The 3,912-nt window shown below is 67.6% G+C and carries 3 protein-coding genes; 2 read left to right on the top strand and 1 reads right to left on the bottom strand.

Going from position 1 to position 3,912, the window contains the following annotated elements:
- A partial coding sequence (locus ACFQE5_RS19725) for an MFS transporter (RefSeq protein ID WP_379587191.1) occupies positions 1-670 on the bottom strand: 670 nt, incomplete at its 3' end.
- Between the two features lie 309 nt (positions 671-979).
- Between ACFQE5_RS19725 and ACFQE5_RS19720 the strand changes: the two genes are divergently transcribed.
- Positions 980-1,999 carry a LysR family transcriptional regulator gene (locus tag ACFQE5_RS19720; RefSeq protein WP_379587095.1) on the top strand — a complete coding sequence of 340 codons (1,020 nt, stop codon included), beginning with the start codon at positions 980-982 and terminating at the stop codon, positions 1,997-1,999.
- Between the two features lie 380 nt (positions 2,000-2,379).
- Positions 2,380-3,912 (top strand): aa3-type cytochrome oxidase subunit I (gene ctaD / locus ACFQE5_RS19715; RefSeq protein WP_379587093.1); only part of this gene is annotated, 1,533 nt, incomplete at its 3' end.

Genomic DNA, 3,912 nt, shown 5'->3' with positions numbered 1-3,912 from the left:
CGCGGGCCGGGGCCCGCGACGGGCCCCGGCCCGCCGGCGTCCAACCCTCGGGCGGCACCCGGATCAGCAGCCAGCCGACCGACATGAAGACCGCGTAGGCGATGCCCTGGACGAGGAAGGTCTGGGCGATTCCCGGAACGTCCCGGCCGAAGGTGCTCAGCATCTGGTTGGACCACGGTGACGCGATGAGGGCTCCGCCGCCGAAGCCCATGATCGCGAATCCGGTGGCCATCCCGGGCCGGTCCGGAAACCATTTCATGAGCGTCGACACCGGCGAGATGTAGCCGATTCCGAGTCCGATACCACCGATGAGTCCGTAGCCGACCACGACGAGCCAGTACTGCCGAAGGCTCACCCCGAGCGAGGCGATGAGGAATCCACTGGCGAAACAGGCCGTGGCGGTGAACATCGCCCAGCGCGGGCCCCTGCTGTCGACCGCGGTACCGAACACCGCGGCCGAGACCCCGAGCATCACGATTCCGAGAGTGAACGGCAAGGCGCTCGCCACGCCGGAGATGCCCAGCGCTGACTCCAGCGGGAGCTTGAACACGCTCCACGAGTAGACCTGGCCGATCGCCAGGTGGATGGACAACGCCGCCGGCGGGACGAGCCACCGACTCCACCCCGGCGGCGCCACCGTCGAATCTCGATCAAGGAACCCTCTGCCCATTCAGTTCTCTCCTCGTCGAGGGCGAGCACCATCGGCCACCGGCGGACAGGCTTTGAACGGGCCGAACCGACCCACGAACAAGCCACATCGAATGCCGGACCCAGGCGCGGATATGCGGTGCGCCACTCCGGCCACCGTGGAAGGGATAGTGGTGGATGCCACGTTCACCGGCAAGCCATTCGTGAATCGAATCCTCGATTGCCTGATAATGCAGTGTTATCGCCCGAACTGGCCGAATGGATGGGTGACGTGTGCGGTCGGTCGGGTTAGGCTTCTGCGGATGTGCCTGCCCGCCTTCCGCCTGAACCGGTGACGCTCCGCGCGCGTAGCGACGTGCTGATCCGTCAGTTGGAGTATCTCGTCGCGCTCAGCCGCGAACAGCATTTCGGGCGGGCAGCGGCAGTCTGCCACGTCAGCCAGCCGGCGTTGTCCGCGGCGATCCGTAAGCTCGAGAACGAACTCGACGTCACGATCGTGCTACGCGGGCGGCGGTTCGAGGGGTTCACCGACGAGGGGCGCCGCATCGTCGGATGGGCACACCGGATCCTCGCCGAACGCGACGCGCTGCTGGCCGACCTCGACCGGATGCGCAACGGGCTCAGGGCCACCGTCCGCATCGGTGCGATCCCGACGGCGGTCCCCGCGACCCCGCTGATGACCAGCCTGTTCACGACCCGATACCCGATGGCCCGGGTCCGGATCGAGTCCTTCTCGTCCCGGGAGATCAGCAGGCGGCTCGCCGAGTTCGAACTCGACGCGGGCCTCACCTACCTCGACCACGACACTCCGCCTGGCACCCGCAGCCTCGAGCTGTACCGGGAGCGCTACCTGCTGCTCGTCCCGGCCGACAACCCGCTCGCCGGGGAGCCGGTCGTGGACTGGGCGGCCGCGGCCACCGTGCCGCAATGCGCCCTCATGTCCACGATGCGCAACCGCCGCATCCTCGACGCCACGATGGCCGCGGCCGGTGCGACCCTCGCCCCGGTTGTCGAGACCGACACCGTCGGCGCGCTGTACGCGCATATCGCGACCCAGCGGCTGGCGAGCATCGTCGCGCACACCTGGTTGCACGCGTTCGGAGTGCCCGAAGGCATGTCTGTCCGGCCGCTCGCGGAGGTCCGGCCCCGTCCCGCCGTCGGGCTGATCATTCCCGACCGCGAACCCACCTCGATCATCGTCGAGGCGTTGGTGGACGCCCTTCGCGGCGCCAGATTGTCGGAGGCGCTGGAACGGGCGCTCCCGCCGGTCGTTGTCGACTCCCCGGATCGGCGAGGAGGAGCCGCGGGCAACGGTCAGCCGGAGCTGCGGGCGAAGCCGGGCACGCCGTGATCGCCACCGTCGAGCCGGGTGACCTGCCCCGCCGGACCCGTCGGGGGGGGGCATTCGCGACGAGACGATGGTCACAGATCTGCTCGTGGCGCGGCGACCGGTGGTGGCGCCGCAGGCGGCGCAGCGGATCAGGTCATCGCAGGTCTTCCGCGCCGGTCGGCGCTGGTGAGAGCCGCCGTACCCGGGGGCGCGGTGACCCCCTGCGCAGGGGTTGGGGAGCAGTGGCCGAACCCACCGTTGGGTGTTCTACCTTCGGTAGAGCACAATGTCGGCGCAGGAGGCTGCTCTCGGGCCCCGACCATCACCCGGGAGCATCTGCGTACGTCTGCGGGAGATAGAGTCCGGGCCTGCTCCACCATGAGGCCAGTGCAGGAGGAACTGTGACAGCCGTCGCGCCCAAGCCGATCACGACGCGCCCGTACCCGGCGCGCCGGTCGGTCAAGGGATCCATGCTGCTCAAGATGATGCGGACCACGGATCCCAAGGACATTGCGGTCCTGTACATGGTCACCTCGTTCGGGTTCTTCCTGGCCGGCGGAGCGATGGCGCTGCTGATGCGCGCCGAGCTCGCCCAGCCCGGACTGCAGTTCCTGTCGAACGAGCAGTTCAACCAGATGTTCACCATGCACGGCACCATCATGCTGCTGCTGTACGCGACGCCGATCGTGTTCGGTTTCGCCAACTACATCGTGCCGCTGCAGATCGGCGCCCCGGACGTGGCGTTCCCACGACTGAACGCCTTCTCCTACTGGCTTTTCCTGTTCGGCGGACTCACGGTGCTGGCCGGGTTCCTCACCCCGGGCGGGGCCGCGGACTTCGGCTGGTTCGCCTACACGCCGCTCTCGGGCCCGATCTACTCGCCGGGTGCAGGCGGTGACCTGTGGATCATGGGTCTGGTCGTCGCCGGGCTGGGCACGATCCTCGGTGGCGTCAACTTCGTGACGACCATCGTGTGCATGCGCGCGCCCGGAATGACCATGTTCCGGATGCCGATCTTTACCTGGAACATCTTCGTGACGGCGGTCCTGATCCTGATCGTCTTCCCGCCGCTGACCGTCGCCCTGCTCGGCCTCGCGATCGACCGGCACCTCGGCGGGCATGTGTTCGACCCGGCCAGCGGCGGCGCGATCCTGTACCAGCACCTGTTCTGGTTCTTCGGCCACCCCGAGGTCTACATCGTCGCGCTGCCGTTCTTCGGCATCGTCTCCGAGATCTTCCCGGTGTTCGCCCGCAAGCCGGTGTTCGGCTACAAGGGCCTGATCTTCGCGACGCTGGCGATCGCCGCCCTGTCGGTCTCCGTGTGGGCGCACCACATGTACGCCACCGGCGCGGTGCTGCTGACGTTCTTCGCCCTGACGACGTTTCTGATCGCGGTCCCGACCGGCATCAAGTTCGTCAACTGGGTCGGCACGCTCTGGAAGGGGAAGCTGACCTTCGAAACGCCGATGCTGTTCTCGATCGGCTTCCTCGCCACGTTCCTGTTCGGCGGTCTGACCGGGGTGCTGCTGGCCTCCCCACCGCTGGACTTCCACGTCTCGGACACCTACTTCGTGGTGGCCCACTTCCACTACGTGCTGTTCGGCACGATCGTGTTCGCCACCTACGCCGGCATCTACTTCTGGTTCCCCAAGATGACCGGCCGGATGCTCGACGAGGGCCTCGGCAAGATCCACTTCTGGCTCACCTTCATCGGCTTCCACACCACCTTCCTGGTCCAGCACTGGCTGGGCAACGAGGGCATGCCCCGCCGCTACGCCGACTACCTGCCCACCGACGGGTTCACCGCGCTGAACATGATCTCCTCGGTCGGCGCGTTCATCCTGGGCGCCTCCACCCTGCCGTTCATCTGGAACGTGTTCCGCTCCTACCGCTACGGCCGCGTGGTCACCGTGGACGACCCGTGGGGCTTCGGT

Origin of the sequence: Pseudonocardia hispaniensis, assembly GCF_042658695.1 — a bacterium.
Lineage (GTDB): Bacteria > Actinomycetota > Actinomycetes > Mycobacteriales > Pseudonocardiaceae > Pseudonocardia > Pseudonocardia hispaniensis.
This window is presented reverse-complemented; position numbering and strand designations above follow the sequence as displayed.